We start from the raw sequence: 20,390 nt of genomic DNA on the forward strand, positions 1-20,390 counted from the left end.
CGGGCGCGGCCCTTGCGCGCGGCGGAGTTCGGCCGGAGCGCCTCCCCAGCACCCCGCGTGACCCCTTCACCACATCCGGTCGCCGTGTTAGCGTCCGTCGAATGTCGAGGATTCTGGTCACGGATCTGGACGGCACCCTGCTCGGCGGCGACGCCGAGGACCGGCTGCGGCTGCGGGAGGCACTGGCCCGCCACCCCGAGGTGACGGTGGTCTTCGCCACCGGCCGCGGGCCGGACTCCGTCCGGGAGGTCCTGCGCGACCCGCTGGTCCCGCGCCCCCGGTGGATCATCGCCGACGTCGGCGCCACCCTCCTCGACGGCACCGACTTCTCCCCTGTCGAACCCCTGCAGGGGCAACTGCGCGCCGGCTGGCCGGGAGCGCCGCAGGTGCGGGCCGCGCTGGAGCGCTTCCGCGCGCTCCGGCACCAGGACGAGGTGCCGCAGGACGGCCGCTGCTCGTACTACCTGGACCCGGCCGGGCTCACCGAGGAACTCGCCTCCGCGGTGGCCGCGTTGGGACTGGCCTGGGTGTACTCGGGCGACCGCTACTTCGACGTGCTGCCGCCGGAGGCGTCCAAGGGCGGGGCGCTGCGCGCACTGGCGGAGAAGCTGAACTGGCCGGCCCGGTCGATCCTGGTGGCCGGGGACTCGCTCAACGACCTGTCGCTGTTCCGGCTCGGCACGCACGGCGTGGTCGTGGGCGGCGCGGAAGCCGCGTTCGACGCGGCGGTCGGCAACGACCCGCTGGTCCACCGACCCGACCGGCCGGGCGCGGCAGGCATCCTGACGGCCCTTCAGACTCTGGGTTGGGTCACCCCTCCGCCGGCCCGGCACGCACTCGTCGTCGGCTATCACCGCCCGCCCCCGCAGCACCGACCGCCGACCAGCCCCAACGGCATCCTGCCCACCCTGACCAGCGTCTTCGCCGACGGCCTACCGGGCCTCTGGGTCGCCGCCACCTCGACCCCGGTGCCGCCGTCCCTCGACCGCCTCTCGCTCGTCCCGCTGAGTGCCGAGCAGTGGAGCGGCTACTTCCACCGGGCCTGCAAGGAGACCCTCTGGCCGGTGCTGATGTCCGAGCCGGAACGCTCCGTCCTCGACCCCGACTCCTGGGCCGCCTACCGTGCCGTCAACGCCCGCTTCGCCGACCACATCACCACTCGCGCTGCCCCCGGCGCGACCGTCTGGCTGCACGACTACAACCTCTGGCTGGTCCCCGGCCTCCTCCGCGCTGCCCGACCCGACCTGCGCATCGGACTGTTCCACCACACGCCGTTCCCCGCCCCCGAGGTGTTCGCCACCCTCCCGGTCGCCGCCGAACTGCGCGCCTCCCTCGCCTGCCTCGACTGGGCCGGCTTCCACACCGCCGCCTTCGCGTCGCACTTCCGCCGTGCCCTGCCTTCCCCGCCCCGCACCGGGGTCCACCCGCTCGGCGTCGACCGCCCGGCCGTCGAAGCCCTCGCCCGGACCCGAACTCCCGCGCCCCGCCCACCGGTCGACCACCTGGTGCTGTCCGTCGAACGCCTCGACTACGCCAAGGCCCCCGTCCAGAAGGTCGACGCCCTGGACCGCCTCCTCGCCGCCCGCCCCGACCTGCGCGGCCGGGTGACCTTCCGCCTGATCTGCCCGCCGCCCGAACCGGGGATCACCGCCTACGACACCACCCGAGACCTGCTCGAACACCGGATAGCCGAAGTCAACGCCCGTTGGCAGCAAGCCGGTTGGCAGCCCGTCGACTACCGTCCGCACAGCCTGTCGTTCGCCGAGGTGGTCGACGAGTACCTGGCGGCCGACGTCTTCTGGGTGACGTCACTCCAGGACGGAATGAACCTGACGGCCAAGGAGTTCATCGCCGCCCAATCCACCCTCCCCCACCCGGGCATCCTGGTCCTCTCCCACCACACCGGCGCCGCCACCCAGTTCGCCCCCGCCGCCCTCCTCACCGACCCCCACTCCCCCGACGACCTCACCACCCAACTGACCCGAGCCCTCACCACCACCCCCACCGAACGCCGCACCCGCATGACCCACCTCTCCACCCTCCTCGGCCACGACCGCCCGGCCGACTGGGCAACCCACGTCATCGACGCCATCCGACAGGCCCCGCAGAACTCTTGACGGCCCGTCAGGCCATGGTGAGGACCATTCGGAAGCGGGCCCGGCCGGTGAGCATCTTCTGGTAGGCCTGCTCGGCGTGGGTGAGGGGGAGGGTTTCGGTCACGGGGCGGATGTCGTGGAGGGCGCTGAAGGCCATGGTGTCCTGGACGTCCTGGGCGGTGCCGGAGGGGTGGCCGCGGATGGTGCGGGCGGACATCAGGAGTTGGGCCGGGGTGATGGCGAGGGGGGTGGTGTCGGCTCCGATGACGACGAGTTCTCCGCGGGGGGCGAGGCCGTCCACGGTGGCGGTCATGGCGTCGGCGTTGGCGGCGGTGGCCAGGACGACCTTGGCGCCGCCGAGGGCCTGGAGTGCGGCGGCGACGGGGGTGTCGGAGGTGCTGTCGAGGTAGTGGTGGGCGCCGAGTTGCTCGGCGAAGGCGGCCTTCTCGCGGCCCCGGGCGATCGCCACCGTCTCGAAGCCCATCGCGGCGGCGTACTGCACACCGAGGTGCCCCAGGCCGCCGAGGCCGAGCACCGCGACCAGGTCGCCGGGGCGGGCGGGGCTGCGTCGCATGCCGTTGAAGACGGTCACGCCCGCGCAGGACAGCGGCGCGGCGTCGACTGCCGTCAGCGCGTCCGGGATCCGGGCCAGGGCATCGACGGGGGCGATCACCTTCTCGGCGAACCCGCCGTCGTAGGCCCAGCCGGGGACCTTGAGGTTGGGGCAGACGATGAAGTCGCCCTCCCGGCACGGCCGGCAGTGCCCGCAGCTGCCGCCGAACCAGCCGACCGCCACCCGGTCCCCGGTCTGCCGGCCGAAGTCTGTCGCGCCCTCGCCCAACTCCTCGATCCGGCCGGCGATCTCGTGGCCCGGCACCTCGGGGAAGGTGACTCCGGGCAGCGCGCCGCTCAGGAAGAGCGCGTCGCTGTGGCAGACCCCGCAGGCTTCGACGGCGATGCGGACCTGCCGGGGGCCGGGCGGTGGAACCGCGCGTTCGGCCGGCTCCAGCGGGCCGTTGGGGGCGGTGGCCTGCATGACGCGGTAGGTGCCCATGTCAGCGCTCCTGAGTATGGGGGGTGTTCAGCCGAGTGCGCGGTCCAGGTTGAAGGCGGCGCTGATCAGCGAGAGGTGGGTGAACGCCTGGGGGAAGTTGCCGAGTTGCTCACCGGTGCGGCCGATCTCCTCGGCGAACAGGCCGACGTGGTTGGCGTAGGTGAGCATCTTCTCGAACGCCAGCCGGGCCTCCTCCAGCCGGCCGGCCCGGGCCAGCGCCTCGACGTACCAGAAGGAGCAGATCGAGAACGTGCCCTCGGCGCCCCGCAGCCCGTCGGGGCTGGCCGTCGGGTCGTAGCGGTAGACCAGCGAGTCGGAGACCAGGTCGGAGGTGAGCGCGTCCAGGGTGGACAGCCACTTGGGGTCGGTGGGCGAGATGAACTTGGCCATCGGCATCATCAGCAGGGAGGCGTCCAGGACCTTGTCGTCCAGCCCCTGGACGAACGCGCCGCGCTCGGTCGACCAGCCGCGGGCCATGATCTGCCGGTAGATCGCGTCGCGGGCCCGCTGCCAGCGCGGCAGGTCGGCGGGCAGGCCCCTGCGGTTCGCCATCCGGATCGCGCGTTCGAGCGCGACCCAGCACATCAGGCGCGAGTAGACGAAGTCGCGGCGGCCCGCCCGGGTCTCCCAGATCCCCTCGTCGGGCTGGTCCCAGTGGTCGCAGAGCCAGTCCACCACGGCGCCGACCTCGTCCCAGTGCCCGCTGCTGATCGATTGGCCCCACTTGTCGTACAGGTAGACGGAGTCGATCAGCGCGCCGTAGATGTCCAGTTGGAGCTGCCCGGTGGCCGCGTTCCCGACCCGCACCGGGGCCGAGCCCAAGTGGCCCTCCAGGTGGGCGAGTTCCCGCTCGGGGAGGTCGCAGCGGCCGTCGATGCCGTACATGATCTGCAACGGTCCGCTCTCGCCGGTGCCGCGCATGATGCCGGTCTCGGAGATGAAGCCCATGAACGCCTCGGCCTCCGCGGTGAAGCCCAGCCTGAGCATGGCGTAGATGCAGAACGCGGCGTCGCGGACCCAGACGTAGCGGTAGTCCCAGTTGCGTTCGCCGCCGACCTGCTCGGGCAGGCTGGTGGTCGGGGCGGCGATGATCGCGCCGGTGGGCGCGTAGGTGAGCAGTTTCAGCAGCAGGGCGGAGCGGTGCACCATCTCCCGCCACCGGCCGTGGTAGCGCGACTGGGACAGCCAGTGGCGCCAGAACCGGACGGTGGCCTGGAACTGCTGCTCCGCCTCCCGGTTGGGGCAGGCCCGCGGGCCGATCGCGTCGCTCACCCGGTCCAGCGCGAACACCGCGGACTCGCCCTCCAGCAGCTTGAAGTGCGCCGAGACGTCCTGTCCGTCGGTCTCCACCGGCACGGTGGCGGTCAGTGCGATGTCCAACTCCGGTGAATGGAACACCGCGTGGCCGCCCACGAGCTCCACCGTGTGCTGCTGCGTCCCGTAGCCGAAGCGCGGGGCGACCGTCGCCCGGAACGGCAGCGTTCCGCGGACGCTGACCACGCGGCGGATCAGCCGGTGCCGGTCCGCCTCGCGCGACTCGTCGACGACCGGCATGAAGTCCTGGATCTCGGCCACCCCGTCCGCGGCGAAGAACCGGGTGATCAGCACGTTGGTGTCGGGGAAGTAGAACTGCCTGGTCCGGGCCGGCACGTCCGCCGCCAGCTCGAAGCGGCCGCCGCGGTCCGCGTCCAGCACGGACGCGAACATGCTCGGCGCGTCGAAGCGCGGGCAGCAGTACCAGTCGATGGTGCCGTCCGTCGCGACCAGCGCGGCGGTCCGCAGGTCGCCGATCAGTCCGTGTTCGGAGATCGGCAGGTACCGGTACCCGCCCAACCGGTCGAATCCGCCAGTGCTGCCTGGCCGTCCCATGCGGCCTCCTCACCCGAACGGTGCGGGGCATCGAGCCGAACCTTCTGTTTCATGCTAGATCGCGGCCCGCTGGAGCGCCGAGGAAGACCGCGACCACAAGCGCGCCGGTGCCCGGCTCCCGCTCGGGTGAGCGGGAGCCGGGCACCGGAGTCGGACGGTCACTGCTGGTTGTCGTCCCCCTCGCCGCGACCGAAGCGGTCGAGGTCGAAGGACCAGATGCCGCGGCCGTGGGTGCCGGCGTAGAGCAGGCCGTCGGGGCCGGTCCTGAGCTGCATCACCGTGGTGGTGGGCAGGCCCTCGCCGATCACCTTCCAGTTCCGCTGACCGGGCGCGCGGTAGAACGCGGCCAGGTCGGTGCCGAGGGCGAGGCCGCCGTTCGGCAGCAGGCGCAGCGTGTTGGTCGGGACGTCGGGCAGGTTGGCCGAGACGTCCGTCCAGGTGGCGCCGCCGTCGCGGCTGTCGAAGACGTGGCCGATGCCCGCGCCGGGGCCCTCGCTCCAGGCCCGGGAGAAGCCGCTGAACGAGACCAGGACGTGCTTGGCGTTCGCCGGGTCGACGGCGAAGGAGGAGACGTACCGGTTGGGCAGGGTGCCGTCCACGGGCAGGTTCAGCTGGTGCCAGCCGGTGCCGTCGGCGTTGCCGACGGCGATGCCGCGGGTGAAGCCCTGGTTGTTGCAGGGGCCGCACCAGCCGGCGTACACGGTGCCGCCGGAGGCGGCGACGGCGGTGGCGACGTGGCCGGCGCCGAGGTCGTAGGCGGCCGTCCACTCGCTGCCGCTGCGGATCGCGAAGCCCTTGTTCTGCACCCAGACGTGCTGGCCGCCGGCCACCCAGGTGTCGGCGTTCTTCGCGTCCGTGGTGATCGGCGCGATGAACCGGGCGGCGTGCGTGTGCTGGTCCGGCGGGGCGATCTCGTAGGTGGTGGCCTTGGCCGGGTCGTCCTGCCAGGCGCCGTCGTTGACGGCGCAGTTCTGGGTGGACCGCATCTCCATGTAGGCGTACTCGGCGACGATGTTGCAGCCGTTGTTCGGGTCGACGATGGTGTCGCCGCCGTCGCCGCCGAAGTTGGAGCCCATCGCCCTGTCGCGGGCGCGCAGGATCGACTGGCCGTTGTCCTGGAGGCCGCCGCTGACGACGACGCCCTTGCCGGAGCGGTCCGCCGGGTCCTTGCCGACGCCCACCGAGTAGTACTGGAGGGCGTCCATGCTGCCGTCGTTGAACGACGTCCAGTCGGTGGCGTGGCCGAGGGAGTCCACCGCGCCGTTCAGCGGGCGGCCGTAGATGCCGCCGTCGTTGCCGACGTACACGGTGGTCCGGCCCTTGCTGGTGCCGAGGGCGATGGCGTGCTGGTCGGAGTGCGGGGTCTGCGAGCAGGTCCGCTTGGCCGGGTCGATGTCCCAGCACGGGAAGTAGAAGTTCCAGTACGGGCCCGGGGTGATCCAGTCGCCGCCGCCGTTCTGGGTCTCGTAGACCTCTTCGAGGCCCAGGTAGACGTGGTCGGCGTTGTTCGGGTCCACCTGGAGGAACTGGTTGTACCAGGACTGGATGCCCGGCTGGTAGCCGTCGTCCTGGAGCGCGGAGCCGGAGCCCTTGAGCTTGTCCTTGTCCGCGATCAGGGTCCACGGGCCGAGCGGCGAGCCGGACTTGGAGACGTACACGCCCTGCAGGCCGCTGTCCGGGTCGGTCGCCATCTTCGTCGGGGACTGGTCGATGGCGTAGTAGCGCGAGCCGTCCTTGGACGGTGCGAAGGTGACGTTGCCGACGTCGGCGGCGTCGGCGGGCAGGTCGCCGAGCGAGGTCAGCCGCTGCCAGGTGCCGTCCGCGGCCTTGCTGTAGAAGCCGTTGTAGGTGTCGCCGCTGCGCCAGCCGAAGGCCAGCACCACCTTCGACGGGTCCTTCGGGTCGAAGGCGATGTCGTTGGCGATGTTCTTGTACGGGGCGTTGGGCGCCTTGGCGTCGGCGCCGCCGGGCAGGAAGGTCGGGTTCGGCGCGAACTCCAGCTTCCAGGGGCCGGACAGGTCGGTGGTGGAGTGCGTCCACACGCCGCGGCTGGTGGCGGCCCACACCTTGTCGCCGTTGAAGCGCAGGGCGTGGATGACGGTGGACTCCAGCTCGGTCCCGCCGATCCGGTTGCCCGGCTTGAACTCGCCGTGCTTCGGGTCGGCGAGGACGTACACGCCGGTGCCGACGTACGCGGTGCCGCCGGTGTTCGCCTCGCCGGTGGCGTACCAGAGCCGGCCCGAGCCGTCGAGCTCCAGCGCACCGGTGGACAGCGAGGGCAGCTTGTCCGAGATCGCCTGCCAGTGGCCGCCGCCCGAACGGGAGCGGTACACGCCGCCGTTGGCGCCGCCCGCGTACACCGTGCCGTCGTCGTCGGCGGCGATGCCGGTCACCCGGCCGGTCACGTTTCCGGAGCCCGCACCGGAGTTGGAGTCGATGTCGCGGTAGCGCGGGTCGTCCGAGTTGTACGGCTTGTCGGTGACGTGGCTCCAGGAGCCGACGGTGTGCGGCAGCGACTGGAGCTGCGCCCAGGCCGCGCTGTACGCGCCCGGGGCGACCAGGCCGGGGGCGGTGCGGGCCTCGGTGAACTGCTCGGTGGACTCGGCGGAGTTCTCCGCCTCGTCCTCGCCGTCGTCCTCGCGCGCGGCGAACGTCGAGCCGGTGGCGGCCTCGACCTTCGCGGCGTGCTGCTTCCCGACCTCCGCCTGGTGGCGGGCGGGCCAGGGCCGCTGCTCGGGCGTGGGCGCCGCGACGGCCTGAGCGGTGGTCAGTCCGAGCGCGGTGATGGTGACGGCGCACATCAACAGCCGTCGTCGCTGCCTGTTGGGCACGATGCGGTGTCCTCCCCAGGAGTGTTCCGGGCCGCGCGATCGCGCGGCCCGGCGAACCAGTCGCAGCCTTCCGGTTCGCACCGCCGCCGTGAAGAGCGTGTACATAACGGATGCTTAAAAAGCGTCCTTGGCGCGGGAGTTGACGATCAGTCGGCCCTTTGCGGATTCAGCCCTCCGCGCTTCGGACCACCCGCTGGTCGCCGTGCTGGACGGCGTAGACGGTGCCGTGGTCGTGGGCGGTGTTGTTCTGGGTGTACGCGAGGCGCTGCCGGTCGCCCTGGAACTCGGCCACCAGCCGGGTCAGTTCCGGGGCCAGGTCGGGCTCCTGGCGGAGCACGGCCGCCAACTCCAGGGCCCAGAAGGCGAAAAGCGCCCGCCGGGCCTCCTCGGGGCGGTCCGCGTCGCGGACCAGTTCGGCGTTGCGGTCGAGCTGCTCGGCGACGGTGCGCTGCCGGTCGTGGCCCAGCCGGCGGAACACCGCGAGCGTGCCGTCCTTGACGGAGCGCCACAGGTCGGTGGCCATGGCGCCGACCACCACCGCAGCGCCGGACTCCGCGAGCGTGACCAGTTCGTGGTCCATGACGTGTTTCTCCTTCAGGTTCGACGGGTGGTGGTGATGTGCTGGACGCCGTTCTGGACGGCGTAGATGACGCCGTGCCCGGTCGCCCGGTTGGTCATCCGCGACGGCCCGGCGGGCGGCGCCTCGGCGGGCACGGCGGGCGAAGCGGCCTCGGACGGGCCCTCGGCGGGGGCCGTCCGGATCCATGCGGTGGTGGTGAACTCCTTGTTGGCGACGGCCACTTGGCGGAAAGCCTCGGGCTCGATCCCGGGGCGGCCGGGCTGCACCGTCTCCTCGTGGAAGTGCTCCGAGAGGACGAGCACGGCGACGGTCTGCGGCGGCGCCTCGGCCAGCTCGGTGCGGACGGCGGGCGCGTCGAGCAGTCGGGCCAGCACCTCCAGCGGCCGCCCGGCCACCTCGCCGTCCGGGCCGAGCCGGACGTCCCCGGCGTGCAGGGCCATCCGGACCCGGATCGTGGTCAGCGCCCCGGCCAGCCGGTTGTGGGCGCGCAGCCGGGCGGCGACCTCGTCGAACAGCGGATGGACCAGCGCCGCCTTCCGCGCCCCGGCCGGTGCGGTGACCCGCAGGCCGTCGCCCAGGTCGTCGACCCGGCAGGCCTCCCAGTCGATCCGGCTCCGCTCGAAGGACTCCCGCAGCACCGTCCGCAGGGCGGCGCGGATCGCCAGCAGCGCCGGGTCGCCGCGTCCGGCGGAACGCTCGATGTCCACGGCGAGGACCGCCCGGTACGCCAATTCCCCGTCCATCCAAGCCTCCTGATGTCGTATCGGGCCGCCCCCGGACTCCATGGTGCCGGACCGGCGGACGGCGGACCCCGTCGGAATACGGGTTCTCCGGCCCCCGCGCACGACACCGCGCCGTCCCGCCACCGCGCACCGCGCCCCGGACGCATACTGGTCGCACCGGAACAGCACGGCGCGGAACGACTCGGCGCCGGAAAGCTCGGAGCCGCACGGGCAGGGGGAGAGTGATGGCAGCCGACGACCGCAGCCGCCGGGACGGTGACGACCCGTCCGGCCGCGCCTGGACCTGGCCGCTGTCGAGCCTGCTCGGCAGCCTGTCCGCGGCCGAGCGGGAGCCGCTGCTGACGCTCGGCACCGAGGTGCGCTACCCGGCCAACCGGGTCCTGCTGCGGGAGTCCGACCGGACGGACTTCCTGCTGGTGCTGCTGGCGGGCGTGGTCAAGGTGACCGGCCGCACCCACGACCACCGGGACGCGCTGCTGGCGGTGCGGATGGGCGGCGACCTGGTCGGCGAGTTCGCCGCCGTGGACGGCCGGCCGCGGTCGGCGACCGTCACCAGCTGCGGCCAGGTCACGGCCAGGACGGTGAGCCGCCCGGCGTTCCTCGACTTCATGCGGCGCGAGCCGCGGATCGCCCAGGCCGTCAACGCGTCCATCGTGACCAAGCTGCGGGCCGCGAACGACCGCCGGATCGACTTCACCGGCTGCGACACGGCGACCCGGGTCGCCCGGGTGATCCACCAGATCGCCGTCACCTACGGCGAGCCGGCCGGCGCGGGCGCGGTGATCCGCTGGCCGATCACCCAGCCCGAGCTCGCGACGCTCTCCGGCGCCGCCGAGCCCACGGTGCACAAGGCCCTGCGCCGCCTGCGCGAGTCCGGGGCCGTCACCACCGGGTACCGCACCATCAGGGTGGAGAGCATGGCGCTGCTGGAGACCATCGCCTACTCGTAGGACCCCTCCGGCCGATCCTGTCGGAACGGCCCTCGCCGCACGCCACTTGTAGGTGCGGTGAACGGCCCGGGCGGAAACCGTCGTTCGACGGGGTCTCGCCGGGGGCCCGCCGCTAGCCTGGCCAACTGACGGGCTGCCGAGGGCAGTTCCGGATGCCCCGGGGTGCCCGCGCGCACCCGGCGGACCCACCCCTTCGGTACCGGCCGACCTGCCCGCGCGGCGGTCCGCCCCGAGAACGGTCGCGTTCCACGGCCGGGAGAGACAGTCGCGATGGAAGAACCGGGCACGTCCGACGCGGGCACCGCGACGGACGCCGACAGCAACGGCGGCGGCAACGACTACCGCCTCGACATCGACGGCGACGCCCTCGGGCCGGTGGTGGTCGGCGACCACAACCTGGTGGTGGACGCCCAGCACGGCTCCACGGTGACCCTCCTGGTGGCGGGCCGCCGCCCGAAGCCGGTGCGCCGGGAACAGGTGGCGCTGCTCCCCCGCCGGCAGCAGGATCCGCTCGGCCGGGCCGCCGAACTCGCCGACCTGGAACGGGCGATCCGCACCGGCGGGCTGGTCCAGCTGTACGGCCCGTCCGGGACGGGCACCAGCATGCTGCTGCGCCACGCCGCGCGCCGACCGACTGCCGCCGCCGACGCCGGGAGGGTGTACCTGAACGCCGCCGACCGCGAGATCGGCGACCTGGCGCAGGAGATCTTCGAGGCCTGCTACGACGCCGTCGGCTACGCCCCGTCCGAGCCCGAACTGCGGCGCCTGATGGCCGGGGTGCGGGTCACCGTGTACCTCGACAACGCGGACCTGACCCGCGCTCAGGCCCTCGCCCTGGCCGACCTGGCCCCGGACGCGACGTTCGTGCTGGCCTCCCACCGACCGTCGCTGCTCGGCGAGGACGGCGCCCTGGTGGAACTCGCCGGGCTGGACCGGGCCGCTGGACTCGAACTGCTCACCCGCGAACTGCGCCGACCGCTCGCCCCGGACGAACTGGCCGGCGCCACGGCCCTCTGGCAGGCCGCCCAGGGGCGTCCGCTGCACCTGCTGCAGGCCGCCGTGCTCGCCCGGTTCCGGTCGACCGCCGGCGGCGGCCTGCCGAGGGCCGGCGAGGTGTCCGAGCTGATCCCGCTGCTGCTCGACGGACTCGACGCCCAGTCGACCGAGGTGCTGCGCCTGCTGGCCACCCTGGACGGCGCGGAACTCGCCCCGGACCGGATCGGCGCCATCGCCGACCTGCCCGACGCCGCCGCAGTGTGCGAGCGGCTGGCCGAGGTCGGCCTGCTGCGCGTCGAACAGCACGGCTACCGCTGCCCGCCGGACGCCGTCGCGGCGGCGCTCGGCCGGACCGCCCCGTTCCCGTTCGAGCGGATCTGCGAGCGGCTCACCGACTGGGTCACCCGGCGCGACACCGTACCCGCCGAAGTGGCCGAGCACAGCCGGGCGTTGGAGCGGGCGGTCGTCCTCGCCGAGGCGGCCGGACGCCCCGAACTGGCGGTGCACCTGGCCCGGGCCGCCTCCCCGGCGATGGCCCGCGCGCTGCGCCCGGGGGCGTGGGGCCGACTGCTCGGCCGCGGCTGGAACGCCGCCGAACGGTCCGGCGACCGGCCCGCACAGACCTTCTTCGTCCACGAGGAGGGCATCCGCAGCCTGTTGACGGGCCGTCGGGTCATTGCGGTCGCGCTGCTCGGCGAGGCCGCGCTGCTGTGGAAGGCGATCGGCGACCTGCACGGCGCGACGGCCGCGCTCAACGCCCAGAGCGTCGCCCCCGCACTGGCCGGCCCGCTGCCCACCGGCCTCGTCCCCGCGCCGAGTGCCGGCCTGGGCGGGGCCGGGGCGCACGGCGGCGCGGCGGTGCACGGCGGCGCGGCGCACGCCGCGACCACGCCCGGCGCCGCCGCCCACGGGGCGCAGGCCCACTCGGTGGCCTCGCACATGGCGAACCTGGCGCCCACCCCGCCACCGCCGGCCGCCCCGGCGGCAGTTCCGCACGTCGGGTCCGTCCCGCACGCCACGGCGCCGGCGGCGCAGCACGGGGCCGCGCACGCGGGCCAGCAGACGGCCGGTCACGCGGCCGCGGGCCATGCCGCCGCCGGGCACGCCGCCGCCGGTGCGTCCGTCGCGGCCGGTGCAGGAGCGACGGGGACGGCCGGTCTGCTGGGCGGCAAGGGGCTGCTCGTCCTGCTGGGCGTGCTGCTCGCCGGGACGGGCGCGGTCACCTGGTCGGTCTCGGGCGGGGGCGGCAGCGGCTCGGCCGGCGGCGGGAAGGAGCTGCGGGCGCCGTTCGACCAGGCGGTGCAGGCGCTGGCCGCGGCGCCGGGCGTGCGCTACCAGGGCGACTGGAACGTCCAGGAGTACCTCAACGACGTCACGGTGACCGCGCACGGCGAGAAGGTCGGCACCAGCCACCTCACCGGCCGCACCATGGAGTCCGACGCCAACTCCCAGGACCTGCTGAGCATCGGCGGCAAGGACTACTCCCGCTGGCACGCCACGAACCTCAGCCTGCGCCTGTGGACCTACAACGGCATGTACGACACGGCCAGGAAGGGCATCAGCCGCCTGTCGGAGGAGATGTCCCTGTACGAGGCCCCGGCCGATCTGGCCAAGCGGTTCTCGCAGGCCCTCGCCGACCGGCCGCGGCTCCCGGCGGCGGAGAACCCGCAGACCACCGACGTGAACGGCGTGCCCGCCCTCCGCGCGGACACCACCGCCGGCTTCCTCTACGTCTCCCGCGACGCGCCGTACCGCGTCCTGCGCTGGGAGCCGCCGAGCGCGATGAAGTTCCAGCCGCTCGTGGACGGCAAGCTCACCCGCGCCGCGGAGGCCAGGTCCCCGATGCTGGACACCACGTCGATGGACCTCGCGCTGGTGGCGCCGGGCGCGACCGGGGCGATGTACGACGCCCTGGAGAAGTCGACCAAGGACCTCACCACGGCCACCTACGGGACCCTCAACTTCAGCAGCAGCCACGGGGCCGACAGCTCGGTGAACTGCGACGCCTCCGGGTGCCACGTCAAGGAGGTCGTCACCGCGGAGATCCTCAAGGACGATGCCATCGTCCGCCGGCTCTCCCACGTCAACGTCCAGCTGACGGTCGGTTCGCTCACCATCGACGGCCGCGCCGCGGGCAGCTGCACCAGCGGCCCGCAGCCGCTTCCGGTCACCGGCGACACCGTCAGCGGCACCCTCACCTGCGACGACCCGGCCGGTGCCGCCGTGTACCAGCAGGTCAGCGCGGAGAACCAGAACCGGGCGAACGCCCTCGGGAGCAGCTCGTACTGGGACCGCGCCGAGGACATCGAGATCAAGTCCGTGGTCCTCACCGCCGCCGAGGTCGAGCAACTGCTCGCCACCGTCCGGCAGGAACGTTCGACCGCCCACTGACCGTCCGCGCGAAAGGAACGCCCATGACCGCCGAATCCGGCGACCGGTACGACGTCCGCATCGGCGGCGACGCCCACGGCCCCGTCGTCATCGGCCGCGACAACCGGGTCGAGACGAAACCGGCCGCGGCCGCCGAGCCCGAGTCGCCCACTCAGCACAACACCGCCGGCGGCCACGCCAGCCTCTACACCGTCATGAAGGGCGACCTCCACATCCACCACGACGCGAGCGACCCGGCCGACCCGGCCGACTGACCGGCCCGGCCCGGCCCGGCGGCGGGGGTGCTAGAAATCCCTGGTGGACGATCACCCCGAGCCCCCCACCCGGCGCTTCTTCGTGGCGCTGGCCCCGCCCGACGACGCCAAGGACGAGCTGGCCCGCGCCCTGCAACCCGCCTACGCCGCGTACCCGCTGCTGCGGTGGAACCGGATCGCCGACTGGCACATCACCCTCGCCTTCCTCGGCGAACTCCCCTCCACCGCCGCCCCGGTGCTGCGCTCGGCGCTGCCCGGCGCGGCGGCCTCGCACCCCGCCCTGCGGCTGGCCCTGCGCGGCGGCGGCCACTTCGACGAGCGGCTGCTGTGGAGCGGCATCGACGGCGACCTCGAAGGACTGCACCGACTCGCCACCGACGTAAGGGAGTTGCTCCGCTCCTGCGGCCTCGACTTCCCCGACCGCCCGCTGCGCCCGCACCTGACCCTGGCCCGCTCCCGCCGCGACGACCCCGCCAGTGTGCCCCTGGCCGCCGCCGGCCTCGCCGACTTCACGGGCCGCCCCTGGTGGACCGAACGCCTCCACCTGGTCGCCAGCAACACCGGCCGCGGCCCCGGCCCGATCCGCTACCGCGACCTCGACTCCTGGCCGCTCGACGCCCCCGCCGACTCGTAGGCCCCCCTTCCGGGACGCGTACGGGTCGGCGGGCGCTCGCTGCGGGGATTCGACGGGTCAGTCCTGCGCCGGCACCGGGGTGAGGGTCGGCGGCCGGTCGGCGAGGATGTCGTCGGTCTGCGGCGCGTACAGGCGCAGCGTGACGGAGAAGTTGCCCGAGGTCGGGATGGGCAGCCAGTTGGCCGCCGCCATCCCGGAGTCGGCGGGCTCCTCGGCCTGGACGTACAGCGTGGTCGCGCCGGTCCCGGGGTCGGCCACCGGAGGGGCGAAGCGGCCGATGGCGTAGATGTTCTCGGGTTTCTTCCGGCCGGACTTCGGCGCGCGATGCGGCCGTGCGCCGCGGTGTGCGCCCGCACCACCCCTTGTGGATGCGGAGGGGGCTTCGGGTGGGGGAAGTCGGAGGATGTCCGGCCTTGTCGGGCGGTGGGGGTGAGGGGTCGTCAGGTGTACGGCCGATCCTCGCCTTTCGTTCCACGAACGTTCAGGGACGGGGGCCTGACCGCGTTGCGTCAAGTGCCTAGGGTCTCCAACGGTTTTGGAGGTAGGTACTCATGGACACACTCCTCGCGGTCCGGGCCCGGGGGATCACCAAGCGGTTCGGGGACGTCGTCGCGCTCGACGGCGTCGACCTGGCGGTGACGCAGGGGCGGATCCACGGTCTGGTGGGGCCGAACGGGGCGGGCAAGACGACGCTGCTCGGGCTGCTGCTGGGGCTGGCGGTCGCGGACGGCGGCAGTCTGGAGATCCTGCGGACGCCGGTCGGGCGGGCGTTGGCCGCGCCGGACGGGGTGGCCGGGTTCGTGGACGGTCCGGGGCTGTACCCGTCGCTGACGGCCCGGCAGAACCTGGCCGCGTTGGCCGCGCTGCGGGGGCGGGCCGCGGGGGTCGAGGAGGCGCTCGACCAGGTCGGGCTCACCGATGTCGCCGACGACCGGGCGGGCGGGTTCTCGCTCGGCATGCGCCAGCGGCTCGGGCTGGCCGCGGCGTTGCTCACCCGGCCGCGGCTGCTGGTGCTCGACGAGCCGTCCAACGGGCTGGACCCGGCCGGCAAGCGGCACGTGCACGGGGTGCTGCGGCAGTTGGCGGCGGACGGCACCGCCGTGGTGCTCTCCAGCCACCGGATGGACGACCTGGAGGCGCTCTGCTCCGAGGTCACCGTGCTGGCCACCGGGCGGGTGGTGTTCTCCGGCCCGCTGGACGAGCTGGCCGCCGAGAACGGCGCGCTCGACTACCGGCTGCTCACCTCCGACCCGGCGGCGGCCCGCCGGGTGGCGGCCGGCACCGCCGGGGTCCGGGTCACCGACGACGGCGGCGAGCGGCTCGTGGTGCGCGCCCCCGTGCCCGCGCTGGACGCGCTGATGGTGCGGCTGGTGCAGGCCGGCGTCGCGGTGCGCGAACTCGCGCCCGTGGTGTCGCCGTTGGAGGCCGCGTTCCTCGCCCTCACCGACCAGCAGCAGGCGGAGGCCCGATGACCACGACGACCCTGGCACCCGCGGCCCCGCGCGTCCCCGTCACCCGCGCCTACCGTTTCGAGCTGGTCAAGCTGGTCGCGCAGTGGCGGATCCGCCTGCTGCTGCTCGCCTGCTGGCTGGCCCCCGCGGTGTTCGTCGCCGGGGTGAGCCGGCAGGGCACGCTCCCCACCGACACCCTGTTCGGCCGCTGGATGCACGCCACGGGGTGGGCCGGTCCGCTGGTGACGCTCGGCTTCGCGGGCAGCTGGGCGCTGCCGCTGCTGACCTCGATGGTCACCGGCGACGTGTTCGCCGCCGAGGACCGGCTCGGCACCTGGCGGCACCTGCTGGTGGCGGTCCGCTCGCCCCGCCGGATCTTCGCCGCGAAGGCGCTGGCCGCCCTCACCGTGCTGATGGTGCTGGTGACGGGCCTGGCGGTGTCCGGTGCGGTCGGCGGCCTGTTGGCGGTCGGCAACCAGCCCTTGGTGGGTCTGGACGGCCACCTGATGTCGCCGGGCGACGCCGCGCTGAAGGTCCTGCTGGCCTGGCTGTGCGCGCTGGCCCCGACCCTGGCGCTGGCCGGCATCGGCCTGCTCGGTTCGGTCGCGCTGGGCCGCTCCCCGATGGGGCTGCTGCTGCCCGCGCTGGTCGCCCTGGCGATGCAGCTGGCCCAGCTGATGCCGCTGCCCGTCGCCGTGCGGCTCGCCCTGCCCGGCTACGCGTTCCTCTCCTGGAACGGCCTGTTCACCGGGCCGGTGCAGGCCGGGCCGCTGCTGATCGGCGTGGCGGTCGCCCTGGTGTGGGCGGTCGCCGCGACGGCGCTGGCCCGGTTCCTGTTCCTGCGGCGGGATTTCACCGGCCCGGCGCACGACGGCTCCGGGCGCCGCGCGCTCGTCCTCGGCGCCCTGCTGCCGACCGCCCTGCTGGCCGTCACGGTCGGCGTCCTCACCCCGACGGCCGGGGCCGCCGGGTCCGGGATCGGGCAGGACAAGGTGCAGCGCTCGGTCGCCACGGCTTTCGCCCACCTGTACCGGCTGCAGACCGCCGAGCTGAACCGTCCCGCCGTCACCGAGGCGCAGCTGCAGGTCACGACGGCGTGCGACAAGGGCAGCGACCGGGTCGAGCCGGAAGGGCCGGGCAACGACTGGCGCTGCGTCGTGTCCTGGCGCCTGCCCGGCGTCGAGGCCACCGGGACGGCCGTCTACCAGCTCGACATCGCCCCCGACGGGCGGTTCGTCGCCGACGGCGACGGGCCGAAGGAAGTGAACGGCTACTTCCTGGTGCGCACCTCCACCGGCGACGCGCCGAACCCGCTCTGGCAGTTCGACGGCAACGTCGAGCTGCTTCCGGCACCTTCGAAGGGATAGCAACGATGCAGGTCACACGTCGCCGTACCGGGGACACCCCGGCCCCGGCCGGCCGCAGCACCCGCCGCCGGACGCTGGTCACCGCCGCCGCCACCGCGGTGGTCGTCGCGGCCGGCGCCGGCGTCGGCTGGGCCAAGTCGGACGCCTTCGGCACCGACCGGGTCGGCCAGGTCTACGACCGGGGCGAACTGGTCTCCAGCAACCAGTACATAGCTCCGTACGGCGAGCGGCTGGTGATCAAGAACGGCAAGATCATGTCGTCCGCGGTGAGCCCGGACGGCACCCACCTCGCGGCCGCGGTCGCCGACGGCGGCGCGGCGCTGGCGATCGTGGACGTGCGGAACTGGCAGGTGCAGCAGCTGGTCTCCAACGCCGCGACCTCCGTCCCGAGGATCAGCACCAACAGCGTCGGCCAGGAAGGCCCGACGTACTCGCCCGACGGCAAGCAGCTGTGGCTGGGCCAGCCGGACGGGTACACCCGGTTCGACGTGAACCCGGACGGCAGCGTCGCCAACCCGAAGGTCGTCAAGATCGCCAAGGCCGGCTCGCAGCAGGCCCTGGTGGCCGGACTGGTGTTCTCCGCCGACGGCGCGACCGCGTACGCGGCGGTCAACGGCCAGAACCGGGTGGTGGCGATCGACACCGCGGCCGGCGCCGTCAAGCAGAGCTGGACGGTGGGCATCGCCCCGCGCGGCCTGGTCCAGGTCGGCGGCAAGCTGTACGTCAGCAACGAGGGCGGCCGCCCGGCGAAGCCCGGCGAGTCCACCCTCAACTCGTACGGCACCCCGGTGCCCGCCGACCCGAACACCGCCGCCACCACCACCGGCACGGTCAGCGTGATCGACCTGGCCGACCCGTCCGCGGCGCCGGGCAGCATCGACGTCGGCCTGCACCCGACCGCCGTGTACGCCAAGAACGGCGCGGTGTTCGTCACCAACACCGCCACCAACACCGTCTCGGTGATCGACAGCAAGCGGGACAAGGTCGTCCAGACCATCGCCACCCAGCCCTGGTCCGAGGCCTCGATCGGCTACGAGCCCAACGCGGTGACCCTCACCGACGACGGCCGGCTGCTGGTCACCCTGGGCCGCGCCAACGCGATCGCCGTCTACCGGTACGCGGGCCCGCAGGAGCCGGCGAGCTACGTCGGCCTGCTGCCGACGGATTACTTCCCCGCCGAGATCTCCTCGTCCGGCAACCAGGTCCTGGTCTCCAACACCCGCGGCATCGACGCCCGCCGGGTGGACGGCGCGCACGGCACCCACGACACCACCTCCAGCGTGGTTCGGTTCACCCTGCCGAGCGACAAGGTGATCCGGGAGCAGACCGGCAAGGTCTTCGCGCAGAACAACTGGACCAACAACGCGGCCAAGCTCGCCACCGGCAACAAGGCGCACGCCGTGCCCGTCCCGAACAGGATCGGCGACCCGTCGACGATCAAGCACGTGTTCCTGATCGTCAAGGAGAACCGGACCTACGACCAGGTCTACGGCGACCTGCCGCAGGGCAACGGCGACGCGTCGCTCGCCCAGTTCGGCCGCAACGTGACGCCCAACCAGCACGCGCTGGCCGAGCAGTTCGGGCTGTACGACAACACGTACGACATTGGCACCAACTCCGCCGAGGGCCACAACTGGCTGATGCAGGCGGACAACCCGGAGTACACCGAGTCCTCGGCCGGCGAGTACATCCGCAGCTACGACACCGAGAACGACGCCCTCGGCCACCAGGTCAGCGGCACCCTGTGGAGCGGCGCCCAGGCGTCCGGCAAGACCGTCCGGGACTTCGGCGAGTTCCACCAGTTCCTCACCAAGCCGGCCGGCGCGACCTGGCAGAACCTGTACTGCGACGCCAGGACCATGCAGGCCACCGGCAGCGGCTCCGCCTACAAGCTGACGTCCTCCTCCCCGATCCCGTCGCTGAACGACGTCTCGGTGCCGGCCTTCCCGATGTTCGACACCAGCGTGCCGGACATCTACCGGGCGCAGATCTGGAAGCAGGACTTCGAGCAGAACGGCCCCGCGAACCTGAACATGCTCTGGCTCTCCAGCGACCACACCGGCGGCCCGGCCAACGCCGCCGCCCAGGTCGCCGACAACGACCTCGCGGTCGGCCGGATCGTCGACGAGATCACCCACAGCCAGTACTGGAAGGACTCGGCGATCTTCGTCGTCGAGGACGACTCCCAGGCCGGCCTGGACCACGTCGACGGCCACCGGGCCCCGATCCAGATCATCAGCCCGTACGCCCGGCACGGCGTCGTCGACAGCCAGTACTACTCGCAGACCAACATGATCCGCACCATCGAGCAGATCCTCGGCATCAAGCCCATGAACCAGAAGGACACCGCGGCCACCCCGATGACCTCGGCGTTCACCGGCACCCCCGACTACACCCCGTTCTCGGCCCTGCCGAACCGCACCTCCCTCACCAACGGCCTGGCCACCGCGCCCTCCTGCGGCCTCGACGTCCCGGCCCCGCAGTCCCCGACCGCCGCCCGCGCCGCGACCGGGATCGTCCCGGCCGAGCGGACCGACCTGGTCCAGAAGTGGTCCGACTGGAAGCAGCAGCAGCACCTCACCGGCACCGACGCCGCCCCCGACCGCGCCAACCCCGCCCAGATGAACCACCTCACCTGGTACGAGGCCCACGACTGGAACACCCCCTACCCCGGCGAGCAGGAGCTGCTCGCCCCGGCGGACGTTCCCGGCGCGACCCTGCCTTCGGCGGAGCTCGACGGCTGACCTGACAAGGGAGCGCGCGGGAAGACTCCGTACGAACCCAGGCGGGCGCGAACGCAGGTGAGCGCGAAAACAGGGGCGCGGGGGTGGACCCCCTACACCCGTGCAAGTGGTGAGAGTGCCTGATCGGAACAGAAAGAAGCCCCGCCCGGATCAGACCGGACGGGGCTTCATGGCGCTTCTACTCGGGGCAGTCGGGCGAGCACGCCCACCGGGTGCACCCGGGGCCGCTTGCGGCTTCCTGGTGGCTCACGGGGGCGGGGCGGACGGCTGCCCTGCGGTACCGGACGCACGTCGGAGCCAGCCGGGGCCACGTCTCACCGTCGCGGTTCTGGTGGCTGTGGCAGTGGAACGGGTCACGGCTGCACAGGGCCCCGTCGGCCATTTCCCAGGCGGGGTGCGCCGCATATCGGCTTGCGGGTGGTGGCGATGG

14 protein-coding genes are annotated in these 20,390 nt (G+C 73.2%); 8 read left to right on the forward strand and 6 right to left on the reverse strand.

Annotated elements, in window-relative coordinates; genetic code table 11:
* Positions 1-101: 101 nt before the first annotated feature.
* Positions 102-2,117: an HAD-IIB family hydrolase gene (locus ACI1MP_RS08395; RefSeq protein ID WP_404868211.1), complete on the forward strand. Its 2,016-nt coding sequence runs from the start codon at positions 102-104 to the stop codon at positions 2,115-2,117.
* A gap of 7 nt (positions 2,118-2,124) precedes the next feature.
* On the opposite strand, the gene ACI1MP_RS08400 is transcribed toward ACI1MP_RS08395, so the two are convergent.
* From ACI1MP_RS08400 to ACI1MP_RS08420, 5 genes are all read right to left on the reverse strand, one after another.
* Complete coding sequence (locus ACI1MP_RS08400) at positions 2,125-3,150, reverse strand: alcohol dehydrogenase catalytic domain-containing protein (RefSeq protein WP_404868212.1); 1,026 nt, start codon at positions 3,148-3,150, stop codon at positions 2,125-2,127.
* A gap of 27 nt (positions 3,151-3,177) precedes the next feature.
* Positions 3,178-5,019 carry a glycoside hydrolase family 15 protein gene (locus tag ACI1MP_RS08405; RefSeq protein WP_380336268.1) on the reverse strand — a complete coding sequence of 614 codons (1,842 nt, stop codon included), beginning with the start codon at positions 5,017-5,019 and terminating at the stop codon, positions 3,178-3,180.
* Between the two features lie 158 nt (positions 5,020-5,177).
* The gene (locus ACI1MP_RS08410) at positions 5,178-7,820 is read right to left on the reverse strand and encodes a glycosyl hydrolase (RefSeq protein ID WP_404870777.1); all 2,643 of its coding nucleotides are present in this window, start codon (positions 7,818-7,820) and stop codon (positions 5,178-5,180) included.
* Positions 7,821-8,016: 196 nt separating this feature from the next.
* A complete protein-coding gene (locus ACI1MP_RS08415) occupies positions 8,017-8,430 on the reverse strand; it encodes a hypothetical protein (RefSeq protein WP_189270702.1) in 414 nt (137 codons plus the stop codon).
* Between the two features lie 14 nt (positions 8,431-8,444).
* The gene (locus ACI1MP_RS08420) at positions 8,445-9,173 is read right to left on the reverse strand and encodes a hypothetical protein (RefSeq protein WP_404868213.1); all 729 of its coding nucleotides are present in this window, start codon (positions 9,171-9,173) and stop codon (positions 8,445-8,447) included.
* Positions 9,174-9,397: 224 nt separating this feature from the next.
* Between ACI1MP_RS08420 and ACI1MP_RS08425 the strand changes: the two genes are divergently transcribed.
* The 4 genes from ACI1MP_RS08425 (at position 9,398) to thpR (ending at position 14,398) form a co-directional block, all read left to right on the forward strand.
* Positions 9,398-10,123 carry a Crp/Fnr family transcriptional regulator gene (locus ACI1MP_RS08425; protein ID WP_404868214.1) on the forward strand — a complete coding sequence of 242 codons (726 nt, stop codon included), beginning with the start codon at positions 9,398-9,400 and terminating at the stop codon, positions 10,121-10,123.
* 270 nt (positions 10,124-10,393) lie between these two features.
* Entirely contained in the window at positions 10,394-13,510 is a 3,117-nt protein-coding gene (locus ACI1MP_RS08430) for a hypothetical protein (RefSeq protein WP_404868215.1), read from the forward strand.
* Positions 13,511-13,533: 23 nt separating this feature from the next.
* Entirely contained in the window at positions 13,534-13,764 is a 231-nt protein-coding gene (locus tag ACI1MP_RS08435; protein ID WP_404868216.1) for a hypothetical protein, read from the forward strand.
* Between the two features lie 43 nt (positions 13,765-13,807).
* Positions 13,808-14,398 (forward strand): RNA 2',3'-cyclic phosphodiesterase, encoded by a 591-nt coding sequence (gene thpR, locus ACI1MP_RS08440; protein ID WP_404868217.1) that lies wholly within the window; start codon positions 13,808-13,810, stop codon positions 14,396-14,398.
* A 57-nt stretch (positions 14,399-14,455) separates the two neighbouring features.
* Here thpR and ACI1MP_RS08445 read toward each other — a convergent pair whose 3' ends face one another.
* Entirely contained in the window at positions 14,456-14,911 is a 456-nt protein-coding gene (locus tag ACI1MP_RS08445; RefSeq protein WP_404868218.1) for a DUF1214 domain-containing protein, read from the reverse strand.
* 38 nt (positions 14,912-14,949) lie between these two features.
* Here ACI1MP_RS08445 and ACI1MP_RS08450 point away from each other — a divergent pair, with 38 nt between their 5' ends.
* Genes ACI1MP_RS08450 through ACI1MP_RS08460 form a run of 3 tightly spaced genes read left to right on the forward strand, consistent with a single transcriptional unit; the run spans position 14,950 to position 19,960 of the window.
* On the forward strand, positions 14,950-15,870 hold the full coding sequence (locus ACI1MP_RS08450; protein ID WP_100586246.1) for an ABC transporter ATP-binding protein: 921 nt from the start codon (positions 14,950-14,952) through the stop codon (positions 15,868-15,870).
* Positions 15,867-17,216, forward strand: coding sequence for an ABC transporter permease (locus ACI1MP_RS08455; RefSeq protein WP_404868219.1), 1,350 nt, complete (start codon positions 15,867-15,869; stop codon positions 17,214-17,216). Before ACI1MP_RS08450 ends, ACI1MP_RS08455 begins: the two co-directional genes overlap by 4 nt.
* Positions 17,217-17,221: 5 nt before the next feature.
* Positions 17,222-19,960: an alkaline phosphatase family protein gene (locus ACI1MP_RS08460; protein WP_404868220.1), complete on the forward strand. Its 2,739-nt coding sequence runs from the start codon at positions 17,222-17,224 to the stop codon at positions 19,958-19,960.
* The last annotated feature ends 430 nt before the right edge of the window (positions 19,961-20,390 follow it).

This window comes from Kitasatospora griseola (assembly GCF_044999035.1).
Lineage (GTDB): Bacteria > Actinomycetota > Actinomycetes > Streptomycetales > Streptomycetaceae > Kitasatospora > Kitasatospora griseola.